Annotated in this window: 19 protein-coding genes; 12 read left to right on the top strand and 7 right to left on the bottom strand. The window is 64.8% G+C overall.

Features of this window, described 5'->3' with window-relative positions; translation table 11 throughout:
• Positions 1-41: 41 nt before the first annotated feature.
• Positions 42-1,346, bottom strand: coding sequence for a sorbosone dehydrogenase family protein (locus DCG74_RS15700; protein ID WP_210268175.1), 1,305 nt, complete (start codon positions 1,344-1,346; stop codon positions 42-44).
• Between the two features lie 259 nt (positions 1,347-1,605).
• On the opposite strand from DCG74_RS15700, the gene DCG74_RS15695 reads away from it, so the two are divergent.
• The 3 genes from DCG74_RS15695 to DCG74_RS15685 all read left to right on the top strand — a co-directional run bounded on the left by DCG74_RS15695 (position 1,606) and on the right by DCG74_RS15685 (position 4,152).
• Positions 1,606-2,796, top strand: coding sequence for a urate hydroxylase PuuD (locus DCG74_RS15695; RefSeq protein WP_172783867.1), 1,191 nt, complete (start codon positions 1,606-1,608; stop codon positions 2,794-2,796).
• A gap of 145 nt (positions 2,797-2,941) precedes the next feature.
• On the top strand, positions 2,942-3,799 hold the full coding sequence (locus tag DCG74_RS15690; RefSeq protein ID WP_172783866.1) for a VOC family protein: 858 nt from the start codon (positions 2,942-2,944) through the stop codon (positions 3,797-3,799).
• Between the two features lie 77 nt (positions 3,800-3,876).
• Positions 3,877-4,152 (top strand): hypothetical protein, encoded by a 276-nt coding sequence (locus tag DCG74_RS15685; protein WP_172783865.1) that lies wholly within the window; start codon positions 3,877-3,879, stop codon positions 4,150-4,152.
• Here the strand turns inward: DCG74_RS15685 and DCG74_RS15680 are convergent.
• On the bottom strand, positions 4,149-5,186 hold the full coding sequence (locus DCG74_RS15680; protein WP_246708739.1) for a L,D-transpeptidase family protein: 1,038 nt from the start codon (positions 5,184-5,186) through the stop codon (positions 4,149-4,151). The genes DCG74_RS15685 and DCG74_RS15680 overlap by 4 nt on opposite strands.
• A gap of 177 nt (positions 5,187-5,363) precedes the next feature.
• On the opposite strand from DCG74_RS15680, the gene DCG74_RS15675 reads away from it, so the two are divergent.
• Entirely contained in the window at positions 5,364-6,326 is a 963-nt protein-coding gene (locus DCG74_RS15675) for a lytic transglycosylase domain-containing protein (RefSeq protein WP_172783864.1), read from the top strand.
• 42 nt (positions 6,327-6,368) lie between these two features.
• Here the strand turns inward: DCG74_RS15675 and DCG74_RS15670 are convergent, their stop codons facing one another.
• The gene (locus DCG74_RS15670; protein ID WP_172783863.1) at positions 6,369-7,436 is read right to left on the bottom strand and encodes a DUF1236 domain-containing protein; all 1,068 of its coding nucleotides are present in this window, start codon (positions 7,434-7,436) and stop codon (positions 6,369-6,371) included.
• Between the two features lie 106 nt (positions 7,437-7,542).
• On the opposite strand from DCG74_RS15670, the gene DCG74_RS15665 reads away from it, so the two are divergent.
• On the top strand, positions 7,543-8,001 hold the full coding sequence (locus DCG74_RS15665; protein ID WP_172783862.1) for an NUDIX domain-containing protein: 459 nt from the start codon (positions 7,543-7,545) through the stop codon (positions 7,999-8,001).
• A 9-nt stretch (positions 8,002-8,010) separates the two neighbouring features.
• Here DCG74_RS15665 and DCG74_RS15660 read toward each other — a convergent pair whose 3' ends face one another.
• Entirely contained in the window at positions 8,011-8,994 is a 984-nt protein-coding gene (locus tag DCG74_RS15660; RefSeq protein ID WP_172783861.1) for a tripartite tricarboxylate transporter substrate binding protein, read from the bottom strand.
• 426 nt (positions 8,995-9,420) lie between these two features.
• On the opposite strand from DCG74_RS15660, the gene DCG74_RS15655 reads away from it, so the two are divergent.
• The 4 genes from DCG74_RS15655 (at position 9,421) to DCG74_RS15640 (ending at position 15,598) form a co-directional block, all read left to right on the top strand.
• Complete coding sequence (locus DCG74_RS15655; protein ID WP_172783860.1) at positions 9,421-10,026, top strand: hypothetical protein; 606 nt, start codon at positions 9,421-9,423, stop codon at positions 10,024-10,026.
• A 640-nt stretch (positions 10,027-10,666) separates the two neighbouring features.
• The gene (locus tag DCG74_RS15650; RefSeq protein ID WP_246708738.1) at positions 10,667-13,525 is read left to right on the top strand and encodes a patatin-like phospholipase family protein; all 2,859 of its coding nucleotides are present in this window, start codon (positions 10,667-10,669) and stop codon (positions 13,523-13,525) included.
• Positions 13,526-13,697: 172 nt separating this feature from the next.
• On the top strand, positions 13,698-15,212 hold the full coding sequence (locus tag DCG74_RS15645; RefSeq protein ID WP_172783858.1) for a CYTH and CHAD domain-containing protein: 1,515 nt from the start codon (positions 13,698-13,700) through the stop codon (positions 15,210-15,212).
• A gap of 17 nt (positions 15,213-15,229) precedes the next feature.
• Entirely contained in the window at positions 15,230-15,598 is a 369-nt protein-coding gene (locus DCG74_RS15640; protein WP_172783857.1) for an avidin/streptavidin family protein, read from the top strand.
• A 319-nt stretch (positions 15,599-15,917) separates the two neighbouring features.
• Here DCG74_RS15640 and DCG74_RS15635 read toward each other — a convergent pair whose 3' ends face one another.
• From DCG74_RS15635 to DCG74_RS15625, 3 genes are all read right to left on the bottom strand, one after another.
• Positions 15,918-16,100, bottom strand: a complete 183-nt coding sequence (locus DCG74_RS15635; RefSeq protein WP_172783856.1) for a hypothetical protein — start codon at positions 16,098-16,100, stop codon at positions 15,918-15,920.
• A gap of 170 nt (positions 16,101-16,270) precedes the next feature.
• On the bottom strand, positions 16,271-16,495 hold the full coding sequence (locus DCG74_RS15630) for a hypothetical protein (protein WP_172783855.1): 225 nt from the start codon (positions 16,493-16,495) through the stop codon (positions 16,271-16,273).
• 141 nt (positions 16,496-16,636) lie between these two features.
• On the bottom strand, positions 16,637-18,067 hold the full coding sequence (locus DCG74_RS15625) for a TAXI family TRAP transporter solute-binding subunit (RefSeq protein ID WP_172783854.1): 1,431 nt from the start codon (positions 18,065-18,067) through the stop codon (positions 16,637-16,639).
• A 236-nt stretch (positions 18,068-18,303) separates the two neighbouring features.
• Between DCG74_RS15625 and DCG74_RS15620 the strand changes: the two genes are divergently transcribed.
• From DCG74_RS15620 to DCG74_RS15610, 3 genes are all read left to right on the top strand, one after another.
• Positions 18,304-19,545 carry an MFS transporter gene (locus tag DCG74_RS15620; RefSeq protein WP_172783853.1) on the top strand — a complete coding sequence of 414 codons (1,242 nt, stop codon included), beginning with the start codon at positions 18,304-18,306 and terminating at the stop codon, positions 19,543-19,545.
• A 67-nt stretch (positions 19,546-19,612) separates the two neighbouring features.
• Positions 19,613-20,806: a M20/M25/M40 family metallo-hydrolase gene (locus tag DCG74_RS15615; RefSeq protein WP_172783852.1), complete on the top strand. Its 1,194-nt coding sequence runs from the start codon at positions 19,613-19,615 to the stop codon at positions 20,804-20,806.
• Between the two features lie 149 nt (positions 20,807-20,955).
• Positions 20,956-22,041, top strand: coding sequence for a mandelate racemase/muconate lactonizing enzyme family protein (locus DCG74_RS15610; protein WP_172783851.1), 1,086 nt, complete (start codon positions 20,956-20,958; stop codon positions 22,039-22,041).
• Positions 22,042-22,148 lie beyond the last annotated feature (107 nt).

Here is a 22,148-nt window from a genome sequence, read left to right as displayed (position 1 = left end):
TCCCTCTCCTCGCACGCGGGGAGAGGCAAAGAGTAAGGCGCTCATCGCGAATATGTCACCCGCCAGATCGTGCCGTTGCCATCTTCCGAGACCAGCAGCGATCCATCCTTCGCCACGGCGACGCCCACCGGGCGCCCCCACACCTCGCTGTCGTTCACGACGAACCCCGTGACGAAATCCTCGTACTCGCCGGTCGGCTTGCCGTCCTTCATGCGGATGCGGATCACCTTGTAGCCGGTGCGTTTCGACCTGTTCCAGGAGCCGTGCTCGGCAGCGAAGGCGTCGCCCTGGTATTCGGGCGGAAACTGCGTGCTTTGGTAGAACGTCATGCCGAGCGAGGCCGAGTGCGGCTGGATCAGCACATCAGGCACCGTCACCTTGTCCTTGAGATCCGGCCGCGCGCCGGCGTGGCGCGGGTCTTCATTGTTGCCGATATAGAACCACGGCCAACCGTAGAACGCGCCCTCCTTCACGCTGGTGACGTAATCGGGCACGAGATCGTCGCCGAGGCCGTCGCGCTCGTTGGTCGAGCACCAGGGCAGCCCGGTCTGCGGCTGGATCGCGAGGCCCACGCAGTTGCGGATACCGGTGGCATAGATCTTTCGCTCCTTGCCGTCGGGATTGAAGGCCAGCACCGCGGCACGTTCGAGCTCGCTGGCCCATGTGGCGCCGAGCGGCTGCGTCTTCGACCACGCGTCCATCCCGCCCGGCGGTGTGCCCATGCCCTCGGCGACATTGCTGAGAGAGCCCACCGACACCAGCATACGCTTGTTGTCGGGCGTGAAGACGATATCGCGCGTGGAATGCCCGCCGTCATGCGGCAGGCTCGCAACAATCGTCTCCGCCTTGCCGCGCGCCTTGAGATCGCCGGCCTGGTAGGGAAAGCGGACGACGCTGTCGGTGTTGGCGATGTAGACCCATTGCGGATTGTCGCCATTGGGAAAGAACGCGATGCCGAATGGCTGCCGCAGGCCGCTGGCGAACACCTCGTTGGTCGCGGCCTTGCCACCCTCACCCGCGCGCAGCACGCGGATGGTCCCGGCTCGTGTTTCCGCGACGAACACATCGCCATTCGGTGCCACGCGGATGATACGCGGCGCGCGCAGGCCTTCGGCGAACAGCTCGATCTTGAAGCCGGCCGGAACCTGGAGCTCGGCTTCCGGCGGACGCGGCACAACGCGCGACGAGCTCGCAACCGATCGCGTGGCGCCAGGCCTGACCAGATCCTGCGGCCGGATCAGCCTGACCGTGCCGGGCTTGTCAGCGCGCCAATCACCATAGGCGTCCTTGCCTTGCAACACTGGCTCGGCCTGCGCGCCGGCCACAACCAGCAGCGCTGCGAGCATCGCCACGAACGTTATCCTGTCGCTCACGTCGTCCTCCGCCTTGCCCGTGTCGTGCGTCAACGCCGATCAACCGAAAAAGGTCTGCGGCGAGTTTGGCGCCTGCCGAATCCCACGTCAGTTCATGCCCGCACGATGTGCATCAGCCGCAGCCCATCATACTGGAAAACGCGGTTGAACGGTGCGACACATTGTGGGGGCGGCGAGCGCCGGTTACGGTCATGGAGGCTGCGGCATCCAGGTCGCGTCGGATGGGGAGATCATGTGGGGATCCATCATATCGGAATGGGCGAGCCTGCTGCTGCGCTGGCTGCACGTGGTGGCCGCGATCGCCTGGATCGGCAGTTCCTTCTATTTCATCGCGCTCGACCTCAGCCTGAAGCCGAAGGCCGACCTGCCTGACGGCGTGCAGGGCGAGGCCTGGCAGGTCCATGGCGGCGGCTTCTATAGGATCATGAAATACCTGGTCGCGCCCAGCCAGATGCCGAACGAGCTGACCTGGTTCAAATGGGAAGCCTACACCACCTGGCTGTCCGGCTTCGCGCTGATGGTGGTGGTCTATTATCTCGAGGCCGACCTGTTCCTGGTCGACAAGTCGATCCTCGATCTCACGCCATTCCAGGCCGGGCTGTTCAGCTTCTGCAGCCTCGCGCTGGCGTGGCTGCTCTATGAGGCCGCCTGCCGCACCGGGCTCGCGCAGCGCGAGCTGCCCTTCGCCATCGGCGGCTATCTGTTCCTGGTCGCGCTCACCTACGCCTTCACCCATGTGCTGAGCGGCCGCGGCGCCTTCAACCAGATCGGCGCGATCATCGGCACCATCATGGTGGCCAATGTCTTCACGCTGATCATCCCGAACCAGAAGAAGATCGTGGCCAGCCTGATCGCCGGACAGGCGCCCGACCCGAAGCTCGGCAAGGCCAGCAAGGAGCGCTCGGTCCACAACAATTACCTGACGCTCCCCGTTGTCGTGCTGATGATCAGCAACCACTATCCCCTGCTCTACGCCACGCGCTTCAACTGGATCATCGTCGCGATCATCCTGGCGCTCGGGCCGGTGATCCGCCACTTCTTCAACGAGCGCCATGCCGGCCGCCAATCGCCGTGGTGGGTGTGGGGCGTAGCCGCTGCCGGCGTGATTGCGATCCTCCTCCTTTCCGCCGCCGGCCCGCGCGAGGTGAAGACGGGCGCATTGTCGGCGCCGGTCACGGTCGCCAATGTCGAGGAGATCGTGATGTCCCGCTGCAGCATGTGCCATGCAGCCGAACCGGTCTGGGCCGGCATCGTCACCGCGCCGAAGGGCATTTTGCTCGACACGCCCGAGCACATCCATCGCAACATCCGCCTGATCGGGCGGGTCGCGGCCTGGTCGAATGCGATGCCGCCTGGCAACATCACGGAAATGACCGGCGAGGAGCGCGCCGTCCTCGCGGCCTATATCGAGCAGGCGCGCTGAGGCGCGGCGGACGCGGATGCGTTGCGCGGAATGAAATTCCGCTTCTCCCGCCGAATTGAAAATGACTTGGCCGCCTATCCGGCGTAGACATGGCCGGCAGCCGCGGGCGCGGCGCAAAGTCAGCTTGCAATCGGGGATGAGAACAGTGGCCCTCAAGAACGTCATCGGTACCGATCACGCCGTCGTCATGGTGAAGGACCTCGACAAGGCCGCCGAGAATTATCGGCAACTGGGCTTCACCGTGTCCCCGCGCGGCACCCACAGCGTTCATATGGGCACAGGCAACTACACCATCATGTTCGACCCCGACTATATGGAGCTGCTCGGCGTGCTCGCCCCGACCGAGCTCAATGTTCCCGCGCGCGCCTTCCTGGACAAGCGCGGCGAAGGGATCGAGCGCATCGCTTTCACCGCGGTCGATAGCGCGGCCGGCGCCGAGGAGATCCGCGCACGGGGACTGGAGCCGATCGGCCCGACCGATTTCGAACGCCCTGTCACGCTGCCTGATGGTACGATCTCGGCGGCGAAATTCCGCACCTTCATGTGGCCGACGGCGGAAGCGCCGGGCGGCGTGCGCATCTTCGCCTGCCAGCACAAGACCCGCGAGACCGTGTGGATTCCCGAGCTGATGACCCACGCCAATGCGGCCAAGCGGATCAAGCAGACGCTGATCGCAACGCCAGAGCCCGCCAAGGAGGCCGCGCATCTCGCCCGCCTGATCGACCGCGAAGCCAAGACCGACGCGGACGGCGCGGTCAGCGTGCCCTCCGGCGGCGATCGCGCCGACTTCGTCTATCTGACGCTGGACCAGCTCGCCAAGCGCTATCCCGGCGTGCCGCTGACCGGCCTCTCCGAGCGCGGCGGCGCCGCGCTGGTGCTGGTGAGCGGCGATCTCGCGGCGACCGAGATGGCGCTGGGGTCGGCCGCCGTGCGGAGCGGAGCTGCGATCTGCGTGCCGCCGGCCAAGGCCAACGGCACCCTGCTCGCCTTCGTTGCCGGCTGATTTGAACCAATTCTTTAACGGGTGTTTACCCGGCGGCTGTAGGCTTCGCGGCCATCCAAGCCACCGGGGCCAACCGCATGTTCAAAGAGGGATCGCCGATCGCCTATGACGCGCCGGCCGAACTGAAGAAATGGCCGTCGCTGAAAGGCCAGAGGCAGAAGGATCGCGGTCCGCCCTATCTCGTCTACAACGGCACGCTCGCAGAATGCGTCCGCGAGCTCATGGGCAAGCCGATCAAGGGCATCTCGCTCTATGACATCATGACGACGCCGCAGGCCGCCTTCGACCAGACCGTGCTGTCGCCCGGCGACGCGGCGGAGATCGCGATGCGCAAGGATTTTCCCAAGGACTAATTCGCGGCACGCTTCGCAGCTGGCGTGCCCTGCCGCCTCGATGAGGATTCCGTCGGCGCATCGAGGAAGACGACTTGTGTACCGCGCTTCACGTTCTCGCCGAGCACACGCGCGTCCCAATTGGTCAGGCGGACGCAGCCGTGCGACGCCGACTTGCTGACCTTGTCCGGCTCCGCCGTTCCGTGGATGCCGTAGCCCTGCGCCGACAGGCCGATCCAGTATGCTCCCACGGGATTGTTGGGCCCCGGCTGGATGTCGAACGGCCTGTTGGACTTGACGCTCTTGAACTTGTACTCGGGATTGTAATGGTAGGTCGGCTGCGCGTTGGTGCCGGTGACCTTCAGCGTTCCGGTCGGCGTCGGGCGATCCGGACTGCCGACTGACGCCGGATAGAACGCCAGCAGAGCGCCGCTGGCATCGAACGCTTTCAAGGTCCCGTGCGTCTTGTCGACTTCGAGCCGGGCGATGCGCGACAGCTCGCGCCGTGCCGGAACGTTGGCAACGACGATCGTCGCTCCTGCCTTGTCGAACGCCTTGCCCGGATTGAGCGCCCTGAGCAGATCCGCACTCATGTGAAATTTCTCGGCAAGTCCTTCGAGAGGGGTGGTGTAGCTCAGCGCCTTCAGCGATTTCATGTCGTCGAGCTTACTAGGCAATTTCTCCAGGAACGGCCCTTTCACATCGGCGTCCGTGATCTTGTAGTCGACGAGAATGGGGCCCTCGCTCGCTGCGGTCAGCTTGTCCCAGAGCTCCGGCGCGACTCCCTTGTCGGATGCGATGCCGTTCTGCTCCGCGAACGCCTTGAGCGCCTTCTGCGCGTTCTCGCCGAACTTGCCGTCAATCTCGCCGGGCGAGAATTGCGCGCGATCGAGCAGCACCTGAAGTTTCACCACGGCTGCATTCAGCTTGTCGGTGGCCGGCGGCTTCGCAGGACGCGCAGCTTCGTTCACCGCAGCCGGATCGAGATTGCCTGCGAGCGCCGGGCCGACGAGCCACAGCGAAATCACCGCGCCAAGCATCCATCGCATCGTCATCGCACATCCCACTCGCAAGCGGCCCGCAAACCCGCGGAAGGTTTCTCTTCGGGAACACCGTACTAACACCGAAGGAACCGAGGAGACCGCAGCTTTGCCGCAATCGGACGGTTAAGAACTTCCTATCGCCGGCGCAGCGCTGGCCGTTCATCCCACAGTTCGAGGTTGTCCCCGCAAATGCGATTTGTCGTCGCGGCTTGCGCCGCGTTTCTGCTTCTGATGTGCGACCTCGATCCGTCGGCGTCCCGGCAAGCATCACGTTTCGACACTACTGTTCTCCAGAACAATCATGCCTCGTCACTTGTTCCAGTGGTCGAACTCTTCGTCGCCAGCGTGCAGGCGATCGAGCTTGCCAACGCGCACGCGGCCTATGAGCAGGTGATCGAGCCACCACGCGCGGTCGAGCCGGCGGTGCAGGCCGAGCCCTCGCCAACCGAACGATTTTGTCACGCGCTGCGCGCGGCCGCCGAATCCAGCGGCATTCCAGTGCCGTTCTTCGCACGCCTGATCTGGCAGGAGAGCCGCTTCAAGTCCAACGAGGTCAGCCACGCCGGCGCGCAGGGCGTCGCCCAGTTCATGCCGGGGACGGCGGCCGAGGTCGGGCTCGACGATCCCTTCGATCCGATGAAGGCGCTGCCGGCGTCGGCGAAATTCCTGCGCAAGCTGCGCGACGATTTCGGCAATCTCGGCCTTGCTGCCGCCGCCTACAATGCCGGTCCCGGCCGCATCCAGAAATGGCTTGCCAGGGAGAGCGAGCTGCCGCGCGAAACGCGCGACTATGTCCGGATCATCACCGGCACCAAAGCCGAAGACTGGATCGAACGCTCGGAGGCGCTCGCGATCAGGATCGACCTGCCGCGCGAAGCGCCATGCGAGGGCATCGGCAGCCTTTCGAAGGCCAAGGACGTCGCCTGGGTTCCGGTGAACCTGACGCCTTCGGTTGCGGGCATCATTCGCAAGGCCGAGCAACTCGCGACGCGCCTGACGACGAACCGCGCGCGCAAGCAATTCGCAACCCTGCTGCGGAAGAATGCCGCGGGTCCCGGCAGGGCACGCAGCATGATAGCGGCACGCGCGGCCGGAAAGAGCGCGAAGGCGCGCGCCGTTCGCATCGCATCGCGCGAACGGACGTCAGGCTAGCGATCGGAGCCGCTCGCTTGCGCGGCTCCGATCTCCATTGAGCTAATCGATCTCCTCGATAACCCGACGTTCGCGCGGCTCAATGACGTAGGTCCGGCTGTCGCGATGGATATAGCGATATTCGCGCAAGCCCGGCGCATCGCGGTAGACCGTGGTCGGGAATTCCTCGACCTCGACGGTCTCCGGGACCCGATCACCGATGCGCATCTCCGTGCGTGCGGTGCTGCCGGTGGTCCGCGCCTCGCTGCGTCCTTCGGTGCGGGTCTTCGCATGCTTGCGGATCACCTCGCGATCGCGATCCGAGAACTTGCTGGCGCTACGCTCGCGCGTGGTCGTCGTCGTTGTCGCCGTGGACTGGCCTGAGTACGGCAACACCGTCACGATCTTGTAGGTCGCCGGATCGACCACGACGATCTGATCTTTCACCAGCGCAAAGCTGTAGCCGCGATATTGCGGCACGATCTCGACCACGTCCGGCGGAAGTGTCGAGAGGTGCACGTCGCGCGGAACCACCGTGCCGACATTCAGCGAGAAATTGACGCTGGTCAGCGGCCGCACGTTGAGGTGCGAGATTGACGCGCTGATCCTGGTCTCCTGCTGCTTGCTGATATTGACGTCGGTCTGGGCGGCAGCCTGATTGCTCGTCGGCGCAGTCGGTGCCTGCTGGGCCTGGTTGGTTCCAGATGCGGCAGGTGCCTGCTGGGCCTGATTGTTGGCCGGCGGCGGATTGGACCGGTCCTGCGCCTGGTTGGTGTTCGCAGGAGGCGGGTTGGCGCTCTGCTGCGTTGCAGGCTGGTTGCCGGCTGCATTGGAATTTGCCGCACCGCTCTGTGACTGCGCGGTCGAGCCCGTATTGGCGGTGCCGGAGCCGGACGATTGTGGGTTGGCCTGCGTGGTCTGGGCTGGCGTTCCCGACGTCGTTGATTGCTGCGGTTGCGACGTGGTCTGCTGCTTGTCGGCCGCGCTCGACGGCGAGGTCGCGGATGGCGCGGTGGTATTCGACTGGGACTGCGGCGTCTGCTGAGACGGCGGATTCGTGCTGGGCGATTGCGCAAACGCGGCGCTCGCCAGCACCACCCCCAAGGCGGTGGTTGCCAACAGGCGGATCATGGTTCACTCCCTTTCAACTAATGAAACTGGGCTACTAACCTGCGTTAAAACGAGCAGTTCCAGTTTTTCCCGAAGGAAGGCCGCGCTCTTTTCTGCGGAACCTGCAATGCCAGCGAAGAGTGCCGGGATCATCGCCTATCGCGAGCGTGGGAACATCGAGGTGCTCCTCGTCCATCCCGGCGGGCCGTTCTGGCACAACAAGGATCTCGGCGCATGGTCGATCCCGAAGGGCGAGTATGCGGACGGAGACGACGCAGAGCTCGCCGCGCGACGGGAGTTCGCCGAAGAGCTGGGACTCGAGCTGTCCGTGCCGCTGACCCCGCTTGGCGAGGTCAGGCAGCGCGGGGGCAAGCGCGTCACCGCCTTCGCGGCCGAGCTCGATCTCGACGTGCGCAGCATTCGCAGCAACACGTTCGAGATGGAATGGCCGCCGCGCAGCGGCAAGCGGCAGGCCTTTCCGGAAGTCGACCGCGCCGAATGGTTCACGCTCGAGGCGGCGCAGGAGAAGATCAACGCGGGACAACGTCCGCTGCTCGACCGGCTTACGCTGCTGATCGGCGGCTAGCGCGCCGCCTCACTCCGCCTTGATGTTCGCGGCCGCGACCACCTCGGCGAGCTCCTTGGTCTCCTTGGCGATCTTCGCAGCGTAGTCGGCCGGGCTGAGCACGCTGACGACGCCTTGCGAGCCGAGCTTCTCCTCGGCCAAGGGGTCCTTGGCGGCGGCGACGATCTCCCGGTGCAGGGTTTCCAGGATTGGCGCCGGCGTCGCCTTGGGCATGAAGAAGCCGACCCAGAACGAGATGTCGAAGCCGGGGTAGCCGGCCTCCGCCACGGTCGGCACATCGGGCAGCGCCGGCAGCCGCTCGGCCGAGGACACCGCCAGCGCGCGCAGCTTGCCGGCCTTGACCAGCGGCACGGCGGAGAGCGGATCGAACACCGCCAGCACCTCCTGCGCGAGAATGCCGACCTCGGCGGCCGAGCCGCCGCGATAGGGCACGTGGATCAGCTTGATGCCGGCCTTTTGGCTGAGCAGCTCCATGGCGAGATGGGCGAGATTGCCGTTACCGCCGGAGCCGTAGGCGAGCGCGCCGGGCGCGGCCTTGGCCGCAGCGACTAGATCGGCGACCGACTTGACGTTCGCCGTCTTGGGATTCTCGGGGTTGACGACGAGGACGAGCGGCGCCGACACCACCGTGGTGAGCGGCGCAAAGTCCACTTGCGGATCGTAGCGGATATCCTTGAACAGCGTCTTGTTCAGCGTGATCGTCGACGAGTTGCAGGCGAGCATGGTGTAGCCGTCCGCATCCGCGCGCGCGACGCCCTCGGCGGCAATCATGCCGTTGGCGCCGGCGCGGTTCTCGACCACGAAGGGCTGGCCGAGCTTGTTGCTGAGCCGATCGCCGATGATGCGCGCGACGACGTCGACAGGCCCGCCCGCGCTGAAGCCGACCATGATCTTGACCGGCCGCGACGGATATTTCTGCGCGAGAGCCTCTGTCGCCAGCGCCAAGGCGCAAAGTCCTGCGATGACTGCCAGCAGGCGGGCCGTTCGTTGCATTCGTTCTCTCCCAGACCTCTTGGCGCCGCTTGTGCATGCTTCTTGGTGCGACGCCTTGGAGTCATGAATAGCGGCCGTGCGGGATTTCGCAATCGCGTTTGGCTGCCGGCATTCCGTGGCACGGCACATGCGCGCCGCTTCCAAAACAAAAATGCGAAAACAACCCCATGCACAGTAGACCGCCCCTGTCAGAACAAGGACTTGCGGGCGGTGGACGAATTTTTCGGTTTCACGAAATAAATTCTGAGGCGTCGGGCAAAACAGTGGCATACTGGCATCATCGCAACAGTCGCGAGCGTCATGGCCCGCCAGGCCGAAGCCGTCCGACGCGGTTGCGCCTAAACCCTTCATCGACATTTCAAAATTCGCATTCGCGCGCAGCAGCGAACGGCCGTTCGCGCCTGCGCCGCCAGAAGGACACAGCACATGACGACAGCTCTCTCACGTCCCATCACTTCGCCGCTCGCGGCATCCGATCGCAGCGCCCCCGCCGCGAACCCGCGCGTCAAACTCTACAAGCGGCGCATTGCGATCAGCCATCCCGACCCGCAAGCCGGCGAGCAGCTGCTGGTCGAGGCGCTCGGCGCCGCCGACCGCGACGCGATGCACGGCATATTGAGGCAATTGGTCAAAGCCAGCGCGGTCGGGCAGAAGCCCGACGAAGCCAACCTCGCCTTCATGATCTCGACGATCAGGAGCATCGCGCCGAAGGATTCCGTCGAGGCCATGCTGGTGTCGCAGATGGTGTCGGTGCATATGGCGGCGATGCGCTGTGCCTGCCGGCTGGCCTGCACCGACGATCTCGCGCAGCAGGAGGGCATCGCCCGCGCGTTGACCCGGCTCTCCCGCACCTTCGCCGCTCAGGTCGAAGCGCTGAATCGCCATCGCAACAGCGACGAGCGCGCAATCACGGTGCAGAACCTGTCGGTGCAGGACGGCGGACGGGCGATCGTGGGCAACGTCACGCAGCATGCGGGCGTGCTCGTTGCGGAGACAGGCCAAAGCGACGCAAGGCAGGGGCCGAGCCGATGACCGGCGCCCACGCCCGCAACACGGCACCGATGCAGTCGAGCCCTCGCTGCTGCGCGAGGACTCGCTACGGCGGCCCGTGCCGCGCCCCGGCCAGGCGGGGGAAGCAGCGATGTCGCATGCACGGTGGGGCAAGGCGATCAGGGGCGCCGAGAGGAAACCGGAACGCACAGAAGCACGGCCTGTTCACGCGAGCGGCCAAAGCCGAGTCGGGACAGCAGCGACTGCTGCTCGAAGAGGCGCAAAGACTGCTGGAGGAGCTGAAGTGATGCCGCTGTCACGAGCGGGGCCGGCTGCCATCCTCCGGTCCTGACGCGCGTGCTGACGGCCTCACCCCTTAACAATTTACGCGTGTTTGTGAATTACTTCACACGCCCGTTATTCCCGTTATCGCTAGCTTGGACCGATATCGGAAAAACAGCGGGAGGGTGTCATGGGCGCATTGAATCTTGCGCAGGTCCTCTGGGAGGAACGACGGGCGCTCCGCGGAGATCCTCTGGAATTCCCGCCAAAGACCGAGAACGATGCGGCAGCCAGCGCCCCGCCAGTCCCGGCACCGCCAGCGTCTGAGCCCTCTTCAATACTACCCTTCGACCTAACGATTACAAATCGGCTCGCCTCCTCCGAAATCCCGCCAGGGCCATTGCCGCCGCAGACCGAGCAGGTCCCCGATCAGCTCCTAGAAATCTATCGGACCTTCAACGCAGACGAGCGATGGGCGCTGTGCCTGTCCGGTGGCGGAATCCGCAGCGCGGCGTTTGCGCTCGGTATCCTGCAAAGGATTGCCGCGCTGGAGGTCACGTCGAAACGCAAGAACGAGAAGGCCGGCTCGGCCCTGAAGCAGTTCGAGTATCTGTCGACAGTATCGGGAGGCGGTTATATCGGCAGTTGGCTGTCGGCCTGGCTGTATCAGGAGCGCCAGCGCGAGAAGGGGCGCCAGGCTCTGATTGTCCCCCCACTCTGCGGAACCGCCGGTCCAAGCGTCCCGGCGGATAAGGTGGTTCCAGCACTCACCATGCGCGAGAGCCGCGGTCCGCTCGGAGACCACGAGGAAGCCGAGCCGATTTCCAACCTTCGGCGCAACTCGCACTTCCTCTCTCCAAGCTTCTCGTCGCTTTCTCCCGACCTGTGGAGCGATGTCGCCAGCGTCCTGCGCAATCTGTTCCTGAACTGGATCCTGCTCGTCCCTCCGATGATCCTTGCGGTGCTCGTCACCAAGGCGCTCTACTTTGCGCTTATCGACGCCCACAGCATCACGGAAAGGTCGATATGGTTTCTGGTCGTGATGGCCATACCAACGCTGTGCTTGTTGGTTTCCCTGTCCTTCTCCGTCGCAAACCGCCCGGCGCGCGGCTGGATCAACGTCTCGCAGCCCCGCTTTCTCCTGTGCGATCTCGCTCCCTTCCTTGTCGGAGCCGCACTGCTGGTGCTCGTGCTGCAGAGCCCGTATGGTCTGAAGACTCTCACGGATGTGCTTCGCGTCAGCGGCTTCGAATTTGTCGAGAAATTCAACGACCAGCATCCGGCCGCGGCGGTGCTGATCCGCGGAACGATCCTTGGCATGATCTTTTTCCTGGCGTCCTGGGCGCTGGCGCCCCTGTGGACGATCATCTTCGGGAGATCGTCCCGGCCGCCGCCCGAGTCGCGCCCCAAGCATCCGTGGATGGAGTTGATCGCCTGGGCTGTCGCCGGCGCGGCTTTCGGTCTGCTGAGTGCCGTGGGACTGATTTTGCTCTGGAGCATCAACCCCTCCGACTCCGCCGCCACGGCGGCGGGTTTTGCCTGCGTATTCGGGCTACCCTGGATCGTGCTGGCGCGCATCGTCGCCGACGTGACCTATATTTCGTTTGCCGAGTTCCTGTCCGAAGTGGATGTCGGGCTGGAATTTCAGGCGCGGTCGAGCGGGCTCTTCACGCTGGCCTATCTCGGCTGGCTCGTGTGGTTCGGGCTCGTGCTCGGCGCGCCACCGGCTGCAAGATGGATCGAGACCCAGATTGGCAGTGCAACCGTGCCCTCGCTCGCAGCCGGAGGAGGTCTTTCCGGCCTGCTCTCCATCCTCCTCGGAGCGAGTTCGAAGACCAAGACCGCCGCCGAGCAGATTTCAGGCTTGCGCCAATATCTCGGACTCAACACGATCGCGGCCGTTGCCGCGGCGATCTTCGCGGCCGTCCTGGTCGCTCTGCTGTCCATCGGCTGGGACGCAGCTTTCAGATCGCTTGCCTCCGGCGCAGACGGTCACATGCCCTGGACCATGGTGTTCCTGGCGGGCATCTTGCTCGGCGCGCTGATCTACGCGGCCGCACATGTCCTCAGCATCAACCGATACTCACTCCACGGCCTCTACCGGAATCGGCTGGTTCGCGCCTTTCTGGGCGCGTCGCGCAACGAGAAGGAGCGTGACAAGACGAAGAACGCCTTTACGGATTTCGACGGCCGGGACAGCCCGCTCCTGCACGAGCTTTGGGAGCATGGCGTCGCGCCGACAGGGGCCAAATGGAAGCCGTTCCACGTCATCAGCGGGGCGCTCAACCTCGTGTCATCCAAGAACCTGGCATGGCAGGAACGGATGGCCGCGCCCTTCACGTTCTCGCCGCTCCATTGCGGCAGCGGCAGCGCGGTCTTTTCGGACGGTGCATACCGAACGACCTACGCCACGGCCCACCAGCCGCAGCCTTACGGTGGAAAGCTGACGCTCGGGACCGCGATGGCGATTTCCGGCGCGGCCGTGAGCCCGAGCATGGGTTACAACTCCTCGCCGGGCGTCGCCTTCCTGATGGCGCTGTTCAATGTGCGGCTCGGCTGGTGGCTCGCCAATCCGCGCGGCGACAATCCCTACTATTCGGAGGTCAAGCCAACAAACGCGCTCCGACCGTTCTTCATGGAGATGTTCGGACTGACCAGCGAGACCGAGCGCTGGGTCTACCTCACCGACGGCGGGCACTTCGAAAATCTAGGCCTCTACGAGATGGTCCGCCGGCGCTGCCGCGTGATCGTGGTCAGCGACGCCGGCTGCGACCCCGATTATTCCTTCGAGGACCTCGGCAATGCGCTGCGCAAGATCTGGATCGATCTCGGAGTACGCATCGACCTGGACGGGCTTGACCTCCTGAAGAAGCGCTTCAAGGAACGTCCAACCCCCGCCGAGCAAGCGCCCTACTGGGCGATCGGCGACATTCTCTATCGTGAGGCCGATGGCGGCGACTCGCAGAACGGACTGCTCCTGTATTTCAAGTCGGGCCTGCACGGCACGGAGCCCATGGGTGTGTTGAGCTATGCGATAGCCCACGCGACCTTTCCGCACGAGACCACGCTGAACCAGTTCTTCTCGGAATCGCAATTCGAGAGCTATCGAGCACTCGGCTACGAGATCGCAGAACGTGCATTCGAGTGCGGCGAAGGTCTTTCGGTCGACGCGAAGACCGGGGCGCCCCCGACATTCCTCTCGATTGTCGAGAAGCTGAAAGCATCGCCACCTTCGCCACCGCCCCCGCCGCCGCAATGAACTGACCGGATTCATTCTAGCCTGCGCCTCAATCGATTCGCGGCAAGTTCCGTGGATTTCCATAACCGGCGGACGCGGCAATTGGCCGACGCGCATCACCATCCGAAATGCGCGTTGCACACGGAACTTCTCGCGGTGGCGCCACTTTGAATGGGCAACGGAAGCGTGCCCGATGAATGCCGAAACGGAACTCAAATTCCGCCTTGCGCCACGAAAGCTGTCATCCGTCCTGCGCGATGGCGCGTTAAACGGACAGCGCGGCGACCGGTCGGAGCAGGATCTGGTGTCGACCTATTACGACACCAGCAAGCAGAAGCTCAGGCGACATGGTCTCACGCTCCGCATCCGCAAGGTCGGCGACCGCTATGTGCAGACCGTGAAGGCCGGCGGCGCCGGAACCGTGACGCGCGGCGAATGGGAGCATGAGGTCGCAGGCGCAAGGCCCGACTTCAAGCAGATCAAGAACACGCCTCTTGCGAATCTCGCGTCCAAGAAACTTCCGCGCAAGCTGCGGGCGGTGTTTCGGACCGAGGTCCACCGCACGACTGAAGCAAGGCGGGTGCGACGGAGCCAGATCGAGCTCGCCGTCGACCGCGGCCGCATCGGCGCCGGACGGCGTTCCCGGCCGGTGGCTGAGCTCGAACTGGAATTGAAGTCCGGACAGGCCGTCGACCTGTTCCGGCTGGCGCGCAATCTCGAACGCAGAACGGGCGCGGAGCTCGATCTGCGCTCGAAAGCCGAGCGAGGCTTTGAACTCGTGACGGGAAACGGCGCGGGCGCGCAGCATGCCGAGCCGATCGAGCTGACACACGAGCTGTCGCCGCGCAATGCCTTCAGCGTGATCGCGCATTCGACGCTGCGTCAGATCACGGCGAATGCCGATCCGGTGCGGGACATGGATTCGAAAGGCGTCCACCAGATGCGCGTCGGCCTGCGACGCTTACGGGCCGCGATCTCGCTGTTCTCCGACATCCTGCCGCGCGCCAGCACGGAGCGGATCAAGATCGAGCTCAAATGGCTCACGGGCGAGCTGGCGCCGGCACGCGAGATCGACGTCTTTCTCAATGAAAGCATTCGGCCGATCGCCGATCAGGGCGTGCCGAAACGCGGCGCTCGCGCGATCGCCAAGAAGTTTTCCGCGGAGCGGAGGGCCGCCTTCGCGCGCGCCCGCCAGGCCGTCGAATCACCCCGCTACCGCCGCCTGCTGATCGGCGTGCTCGAGTGGATCGAGACCGGACAGTCCCGCGCCGATGACGATCGGTCGATTGCTGCTTACGCCGCCTCGGTGCTGGACCGCCGGATCAGGAAGGCGCGCAAGCAGGGCAAGCATCTGGACGATCTCGATCCGATGCAACGCCACAAGTTGCGGATCAGGATCAAGAAGATCCGTTATGCCGTCGACTTCTTCGTGAGCCTCTACAGTGATCGCGACCAGGGGCAGCTCGCAAGCCTCTCCGGCCGGCTGAAGGCGATTCAATCCGCGTTGGGATCGCTCAACGACTTCATGACGCATCGCGAGCTGGCGACGGAGACGGCGTTGTCGGCGCCGCCGGCGAACCGGCGCGCCCAGGCTTTCGCATCTGGGTTCATCGTCGGCCAGGAGCGAGAGGCGGCGCGCAGCCTGATGAAGGACGCCGCCGGGGAGCTGCATCGATTGCACCGGCTGCGCGTCGCGCCGGGCAAGTGACCGTGGGAGAAACCGGAATGTCGTGGGTCGGCAGCTGGCGAAATCAGTTCGGCTCCGTCCTTCGCATCATCAGCGAGACGGAGGGGCGCATCGAAGGCACCTTCGAGACGGCGCTCGAAGATAGCGGCTTCTATGGACAAACGGTGCAGGTCACCGGGTTTCACAGGGGCAATTGCATCGGCCTTGTCGCCGTGGGCTCCTCTGCGACAGGCGACCGCGTCGTTTCGTACACGGGGCTGTTGCGGCATGGAAAGATGGAGACCGCCTGGTTCGTCGTCGCCGACCAGGCGCTGAGTGCCGCCAGGGAGGGCGAGCCTGCCAGGCTCGAGCCGTTGAACTGGTGGCGCGCCGTGACGACCAACGTCGATAGTTTCGAACGGATCTAGCGCCGCCCCCGCCTGATGGAGCTTCAAGCCAGAAAGACCGGTGCCGCAGCCATGGAGCTAGAGCGGAATGGCTTTAGGTCAAATCGATTGCCGCGGGCTCGGTGCAACCTCTCTCGCTTGCGCTGGCGGGAAAGGTCGCGCCGAAGGCGCGGGTGAGGGCTTTCTCCTCTCGGGGGCTATCCCACTGCGGAAACACCCTCTCCCGAGCCCTCTCCGCATCCGCCTTCGCCAAGGCTTCGGCGGACAAGAGCGGGAGAGGGAGTGCACTTACGTTGTAGCAATCAAACGTTGTAGCAATCAAACCTGATCTCATCACGCTCTAAGGCCGTTTGATCGCCGGATCCACAGGGACGATCTGCAGCCCAGCTGCGTTCAGCGCTTCAGTGATCTGCTTCGCCAGCAGCTTGGCTTCTTCAGTTCCGATTTGAGCGTCGGGAAGGTCCTTGAAGACCGCGCAGACCGTCGTCGCTATGATGGTATTGACCTGGTGCGGATCAACCATTTTGGTGCACGCGAGATTGCTTCACCGGATCGGTGGTGCGTCGGGCTGCAGGACCACAGCGCTCATCGCAAGCCAAAGAACGAAAGAATGGCCGCGATCACAACGACGAGCCCTATGAGGTAGATCAGACCGTTCATCGCAATTCTCCTTTTCGACGTGATGGCTCGGATTCATTCGAGGGTCGTCGTCGCGTCCCTGGCATTACACTGCTGAGCGGCCAGTTTCTCGAGCTCCACTTCCTTCTCGATGGCCGTCAGAGAATTGCCGATCTTGTCGACGATCCTGACCAGATCGGCATTGGTGATGCGAAGGCGCCTGCGTACCGACTTGACCTGACCGGCGTTCGCAAGATCGAGCGTTGTGCGAATGGGCCGCGGTGGTCTCGAGGACAGCATGATCAGGTCTCCTTACCGAGGTAAGAGAGACGATGTCTTTTTTGTTCCTATATCCGCCGACGGAAGCGCTCGATGACGAAGACGAGTATGCCGAGGCAATTACTGCAACCGTCGCGCGCAGTACGGAGGCGCCACGACGCTTTATGCCCGCGGCGTAACGCCGTGGCTCCCTACCGCGCCCCGAACCGTTTCGAGGGTGGTACGTTGCAGTGCGGTTCGCCTCTCGGCAATGGCATTGCTCAAGAGGTCGAGCACCAGTCCGAATGCCGCGAGCTCCTCTTGCTCGATCGCGCCGTCATCATAGCATTCGAGCGTCTCGGCGATGATAATATCGGCCTCGCGCTGCAATGCCACAAGCTCCTGATTGGATTCCGCGGTCCTCGCGCTGGAAACCATGGCCAGGATTCTGTTGCGATGGCTGGTATTGTCGTCCCTTTCGTCGCGGTTCAAATAGCGCCGCAACCAAGCGGCAGCGGAGCCGATTCCAGAGAGAAGCAGGAGCCCGAACCAGAAAAAGTCGCCATACCGGTCGAGAAACGTGCGTTCGTTGCCGTCGATGACGGCCGCCGCGCCCCGGTGGACCTGCAGCTCAGCCTCCTTCTCGAGGTCGGGCTTGGTGATGTGTGCAGCGCCAGGGACCTGCCTCGCGATCGCCTGGCGAACGGCAAAGAGCTGACGGAAAAACGCGGCGACCGTCGCTTCGGGCAGGCTCTTTCTCGCCACGATCAGATGGCTGACGCTGAGAGTTTCAACCTTGTCACCTGGCCAAGCCGGATCCGCATTGAAGATGCTGGGTGGAATCTCCTCCGATTCATACCGGGGATGCTTGATGGCGATCGCTTCCGATGCCTCGATGGCGAGAAACTTCGGCTCGCCGCGCGTCCGCGCCGTTGCGGCAACGGCATCGGAGGTGATCTTGCTGTCGAGGGGCCCGACCGCCATGAAGGCATCGAGGGTGAGATCGCGCGCGAGCTCATCGATCTGGTCAGTGCCGAACTGCGCCACGGCGACCTTGTCGGGCTGCACTCCGGCGGCGCTCAGGATGACGCGCAGCAGCGCGGGATTCACCGGCGTCCGCCCGATCACCCCGACACGGCGCCCTGAGAGATCGGCGACCTCCTTGATCTTCGGCGACGGCTTTCTTTTCGAACTCTTGCCCGCAAGCCCGGACGGTGCCCAGAGCACGACGAAGTTCTTGCGTACGACCGCGACGGTCTGCGCCTCGGCCGGCATGTCCAGGTCGCCGCGGCCGACGGCAAGATCGGCCTTGCCAGACCCAAGCAGGGCGAGAGCTTCCATCGCTCCGTCGACCTTGATCGGACGCAGCCTGACAGTTCGGCTTTCGCTGCCGAACGCATCGGCCATCGCCTGAATGACCTTGTAATCGTCGCTGCCAGGCGGCCCGACGGCGATCCGGAGAATCTCCGGCCGCAACGCGTAATAGAGTGCACCCGCTGCGACGCCGAAGACGAGAAATCCAACGGCGAGAAGCAACAGTAGAAAATTGCTCCTTCGCCGCTCCCGGCGGGCCGCGTCGCTGGTCGTCTGACTTGTACTCTCGGACGAGGACATTGCCGCTGCCACCGCATGTCATGGCGCTTCCTGGTCTGCAGGATACCACGTTTTGCCGGCATAACGTCTTGGCGCTGGTTCAGGTTCACGACCGCCGCGACATGGATGAGCCTGCCAAGCGACTGGTCGCGACTGGAGAAGCCACATTCCGGCATGAGGGGGTCGCACTGCCGCCATTGGCGCCCGCCCCCGCGATCATGTAACCCCACCCAAAACCTTCTCGGGACGGGACGCTCATGACCACGGCCGCCAACGACGCGGGCACAGCCACCCGCGCGCTGATCTTCGCGCTGGTCGCGCTCGCCTGCGGCCACATGCTGTCGACCCTGCTGCGCACCATTCCGGCGGTGAGCCTCGACCTGATGGCGGCGGATTTCCACATCGAGCCGCAGGCGCTGGCGAGCCTCACGTCGGTCTATCACTTCGCCTTTGCGGCTTCGCAGATCCCGGTCGGCGCGGCGATGGACCGATTTGGCGTGCGGCCGGTGTCGCTCGGCCTGCTGGCGGGAACCGTGTTCGGCGCGGTGGCCTCGGGATTTGCGACGGGGCCTGAGAGCTTCGCCGTCGGGCAGCTGCTGCTCGGCGTCGCCACCTCGGGCATGCTGATGTGCCCGATGACGCTCGCCGCCAAGCAATTGTCGGCGGCGCGGTTCGGATTGTGGTCCGGCGCCATCCTCTCGATCGGCAATATCGGCATGCTGCTGTCGGCGAGCCCGCTCGCTTTCGTGATCGACACTTACGGCTGGCGCGCCGGTTTCTGGCTCTCCGCGATCGGCGGCATCCTCGTCGCGCTCGCGGTGTTCGTGCTGGTGCCGCACCAGCCGGCCGAGCACAAGGACGATTCCTCGCCGCTGTCGCAGATGATCGATGTGGTCAGGCTCGGCCTGTCGCGGCCGCTGCGCGGCGTGATCGCGCTGGCGATGGTGTCGCTGGCGAGCTCGCTGGTGCTGCGCGGCCTGTGGGGCGGGCCCTGGCTGATGGAGATCAAGGGACTGACGCGGGTCGAGGCCGGCAACCAGCTCGGCGCCTTCACGCTGGCGATGATCGCAGGCCCGCTGCTGGTCGGCATGATCGACCGCAGGCTCGGCCACCGCCGTGAGCTGGTCGCCGGCACGCATGCGATCGCGGCGCTGCTGCTCGCGCTGATGGCGCTCGGTGCCCCGCACTTTGCCGTTGCATGGCTGTTCGGCGTGACCGTCATGCCGCCGTCCTACGATCTGGCATTGTTCGTGCTCATCGGGCTCTTCACCTCGGCGCAGCCGCTGCTGTTCGGCATGTCCAGGCAGCTCGTCGACGCGCAGGTCGCAGGGAAAGCACTTGCGGCCGTCAATCTCGCCTTCTTTCTCGGCACCGCGCTGATGCAGTCCGTCACCGGCGCGGTGGCCGCGCTCGCGGGGCTGCCGGCGGTGCTGCTGTTCATGGCGGCGGCGCTGGCGCTCGGCGTGCTGATTTTCCTGATCTACACACAGCGCGTCTGAGCCCTTGCGAAATGCGAAAGCGCAGGGGATGCTGCGCCGCCATCCGCATCAAGGGGAATTCGAGTCCATGCCTGTCGACACCAAAGCCGCCACCGATCGTCTCATGCGCTTCCTCACTGTAGAGGGCGTCACCGGACAGGAGGCGGCGATCGGGCGGGAGCTCACGGCCGCGCTGAAGGAGGCCGGCGTGCCGGCGAAGGCGATCCGGCTCGACGACGCCAACACGCGCATTCCTGTGCCGACCGAGACCGGCAACCTGATCGTCGACCTGCCCGGCCGCGGCGCGCTGCACAACCAGCCGCGGATCATGTTCATGACCCACATGGACACCGTGCCGCTGTGCGCCGGCGCCAAGCCGAAGAAGTCCGGGCGCAAGATCGTCAACGAGGCCAGGACCGCGCTCGGCGGCGACAATCGCTGCGGCTGCGGCGTGCTGGTGACGCTGGCGGCCGAGCTCGCCAAGCAGAAGCTCGATCATCCGCCGATCACGCTTCTGTTCTGCGTGCGCGAGGAGAGCGGGCTCTATGGCGCGCGTCACGTCAAGCTCGACGAGCTCGGCTCGCCGGTGATGGCGTTCAACTATGACGGCGGCTCGGCCTCCAACGTCGTGATCGGGGCCGTCGGCGCCGACCGCTGGACCGTCGAGATTTTTGGCCGCGCTTCGCATGCCGGCGTCGCACCCGAGCGCGGCATCTCCTCGACCATGATCATGGCCCTGGCGCTGGCCGACGTGAAGGCCGGCGGCTGGTTCGGGAAGGTGGTGAAGGGCAAGCAGCAAGGCACCAGCAATGTCGGTCCCGTCACCGGCGGTGAAGGCCGCCCCGCGGGCGATGCCACCAACGTCGTCACCGACTACGTCCATGTGCGCGGCGAGAGCCGCAGCCATGACGGAAAGTTCTTCAAGGAGATCACCAAGGCCTACAAGGCCGCGTTCGAGAAGGCGGCCAAGAAGGTGACGAACGCGCAAGGCAAGTCCGGCAAGGTCAAGTTCAAGGCCGAGACCGACTACTATCCGTTCCGCATGAAGGAGAACCTCCCCGTCGTGAAGCGCGCGATCGAGGCGGTGTCTGCGGTCGGCGGCACCCCGAACGTGCGCGCGGCCAATGGCGGCCTCGACGCCAACTGGATGGTCCGCCACGGCGTTCCGACCGTGACCTTCGGTGCCGGCCAGAACGAGGCGCACACGGTCGACGAATGGATCAATCTCGACGAATACGACCGCGCCTGCGCGCTGGCGGTGCAACTCGCGACGATGCGATGAGTTTGGTTTGTAGGGTGGGTTAGCGTCAGCGTAACCTATCCTCGTATGCATCCACGGCAACAGAAGTGGTGGGTTACGCCAGCGTTTGCGCTTCGCGCAACCGCTAGCTAACCCACCCTACGAAGCAAAAGAAAAAACAGGGAGGCCACATGCCGCGCATCGCAAACATCGAGACCGGGTTCTACCGGATCCCCCTCCCCGTCGCGCTGTCGGACTCCACGCATGGCGACATGACGGCATTCGAGCTCATCACCTGCCGGGTCCGCGATGCCGATGGCGCCGAGGGCGTCGGCTACACCTACACGGTCGGGCGCAATGGCGGGGCTGTGGCCGACATTCTCAAGCGCGAGATCCCGCCGCTGATCGAAGGGCGCGAGGCCGACGGCACCGAAGCGATCTGGCATCATGTCTGGTGGGGGCTGCATTATGGCGGCCGCGGCGGGCCGGCGGTGCTGGCGCTGTCGGCACTCGACATCGCGCTGTGGGATTTGAAGGCGCGGCGCGCCAAGCTGCCGCTGTACCGCCTGCTCGGCGGCTTCGATGCGCACGTGCCGTGCTATGCCGGCGGCATCGACCTCGATCTCTCCGTCGATGCGCTGCTCAAGCAGACCGACGGCAATCTCGCCAAGGGCTTTCGCGCCATCAAGATGAAGGTCGGCCGGCCCGACCTCAAGTCCGATGTCGCGCGCGTCTCGGCGATGCGACAGCATCTCGGCGACGGCTTTCCGCTGATGGCGGACGCCAACATGAAATGGACGGTCGAGGAAGCCATCCGCGCCGCGCGCGCCTTCGTGCCCTATGACCTGACCTGGCTGGAGGAGCCGATCATTCCCGACGACGTCGCCGGCCATTTGCGCATCATGCAGGCCGGCGGCGTGCCGATCGCGGCGGGCGAGAATCTGCGCTCGCTGTGGGAGTTCAAGAACTACATCGCATCCGGCGCGGTGTCCTATCCGGAGCCCGACGTGACCAATTGCGGCGGCGTCAGCGCGTTCATGAAGATCGCGCGGCTGGCGGAGGCGTTCAACCTGCCCGTCACCAGTCATGGCGCGCACGACGTCACCGTGCACCTGCTCGCGGCCTGCCCGAACCGATCCTATCTGGAGGCGCACGGATTCGGGCTCGACAAGTACATCGAGCATGCGCTGGTGCTGAAGGACGGGCTGGCGCTGGCGCCCGACCGGCCGGGGCATGGGATCGGGTTCGATTGGAAGGGGCTGGCGAAGCTGGCGTAACACCCATGCTCGTCATTCCGGGGCGCGACGAAGTCGCGAGCTATGGTGCGCAATTGCGCACCTGAGAATCCATTGGGCCTCGGAGCGAGCTGCACCATGGATTCCGG

Source organism: Bradyrhizobium sp. WBAH42, from assembly GCF_024585265.1.
Lineage (GTDB): Bacteria > Pseudomonadota > Alphaproteobacteria > Rhizobiales > Xanthobacteraceae > Bradyrhizobium.
This window is presented reverse-complemented; position numbering and strand designations above follow the sequence as displayed.